General features: G+C 72.0%; 2 protein-coding genes. Both read right to left on the bottom strand.

Translation table 11 applies throughout. The features are described 5' to 3' along the window. Nucleotides 1–301: 301 nt before the first annotated feature. Nucleotides 302–1396, bottom strand: a complete 1095-nt coding sequence (locus RIF93_RS20625; RefSeq protein WP_309093313.1) for a sugar kinase — start codon at nt 1394–1396, stop codon at nt 302–304. Beyond that, a partial coding sequence (locus tag RIF93_RS20620) for a TRAP transporter large permease subunit (RefSeq protein WP_309093312.1) occupies nt 1393–1635 on the bottom strand: 243 nt, incomplete at its 5' end. The genes RIF93_RS20620 and RIF93_RS20625, both read right to left, overlap by 4 nt.

Here is a 1635-nt window from a genome sequence, read left to right as displayed (position 1 = left end):
GTCTGGAACTTCGCCTCGGTGTCGCGCCTCGCCTGGGGCGTCGGAGGGTCCGTCGGTCCGCAGCTCAGGGATATGGAGGGGCCGCTGATCGGCAGGGACGCCGGCCCCCTCGTCCTGGACGCGCCGGGAAGGCCATAGCCCGACCGCTCGCGCGCAGGCTCCCACCTCGCCGACGCCGACGCAGACACGAACGGCCTTCCGAAAGCGGCGAGGTCGAGGGGCCTGCACTCGGCCAGGGCGGCCGGAGTGCGTAGCGCAGCGATTTCGCATCGCAGATGGCGGCCGGCCGACAGCCAGCCGGCTAGCGTATCGCCGCCGCGCCGCGGCCTTCAACGTACGCCTCCACTTCGGCGAGGGTGATCATGGCGTTGTCGCCGGGGGTGGTCATCGCCAAGGCCCCGTGCGCCGTCCCGTAGTCGACCGCGGCCTGGGGGCCCATCCCCGCGAGGAAGGCCCAGGCCAGCCCCGAGACGAAGCCGTCGCCGCCGCCGACGCGGTCCAGCACTGCGATCTCGCGCACCGGCGCCGCGTAGCGTCTCCCCTCGCTCCACAGCACCCCGCCCCAGCGGTTGAGAGAGGCCGAGACCGGATCCCGCAGGGTGGCGGCGAAGACCTGCACGTTCGGCAACTCTCCGGCCAACCGGCCGACGAGCCGGTCGAACGGCGCGCTGTCGCAGGGATGGTCGCGCCGCTCCGGCGTCTCGATGCCGAGACAGGCGGCGAAGGCGTATTCGTCGCCGACCAGCACGTCGACGAGGCCGGCGATCTCGCGATTGATCCGCCGGGCGGCGTCCGGGTCGGGATGGCTGGACCACAGGCTGGCCCGGTGGTTGAGATCGTAGCTGACCAGCGTCCCGTGCCGCTTCGCCGCCCGTATGGCCGCCAGGGCGGCCTCGGCCGTGCTCTCCGACAGGGCGGCGAAGATGCCTCCGGTATGGAGCCAACGTACGCCCTCTCCGCCGAACAGGGCGTTCCAGTCGACCTCGTCCGCGCGCAGCTGCGAGGCCGCGGACCGCGCCCGGTCCGAGACGCCGAGGGCCGGGCGAGGTCCGAACCCCCGCTCGGTGAAGTTCAGCCCCACCCGGGTGTTGCGGCCCACGCCGTCGGCCTCGCGCCAGAGGATATGGGATGCGTCCACGCCGCCCTGCAGGATCAGGTCCTCGACGAGAGCTCCGGTTTCAGTCCGGGGCAGGGCCGTGACCACCGAGGTGCGCAGGCCGAAGGTCTTCCGCAGCCCGCGTGCGACGTTGTATTCGCCGCCGCCCTCCCAGACGGCGAAGGACCGCGCGGTGCGGATGCGGCCCTCGCCCGGGTCGAGCCGCAGCATCACCTCGCCGAGGGCGACGCAGTCCCAGCGGGCCTCTCCCGCCGCCTTCAGCCCCTTCAGTCCGGTCATTTCATCAGCGAGGGAAGCCACAGCGACAGCGCCGGAACGAAGGTGACCAGCATCAGCACCGCGGCGCAAGCCAGCCAGAACGGCCAGATGGTCTTCAGCGCCCGCGTCATCGGAATTCCGCCGATGGCGCTGCCGACGAACAGGACCGAGCCGACCGGCGGCGTGATCAGGCCGATGCCGCAGTTGAGCAGGAGGATGACGCCGAACTGCACCGGGTCGACGCCGAAGGCCTTGGCGAC

This window comes from Phenylobacterium sp. (assembly GCF_031181185.1).
GTDB lineage: Bacteria > Pseudomonadota > Alphaproteobacteria > Caulobacterales > Caulobacteraceae > Phenylobacterium.
This window is presented reverse-complemented; position numbering and strand designations above follow the sequence as displayed.

Bases quoted from the DNA above. Each gene is read 5' to 3' on its own strand.
- RIF93_RS20625 (WP_309093313.1), bottom strand. From the start codon at position 1,396: ATGACCGGACTGAAGGGGCTGAAGGCGGCGGGAGAGGCCCGCTGGGAC.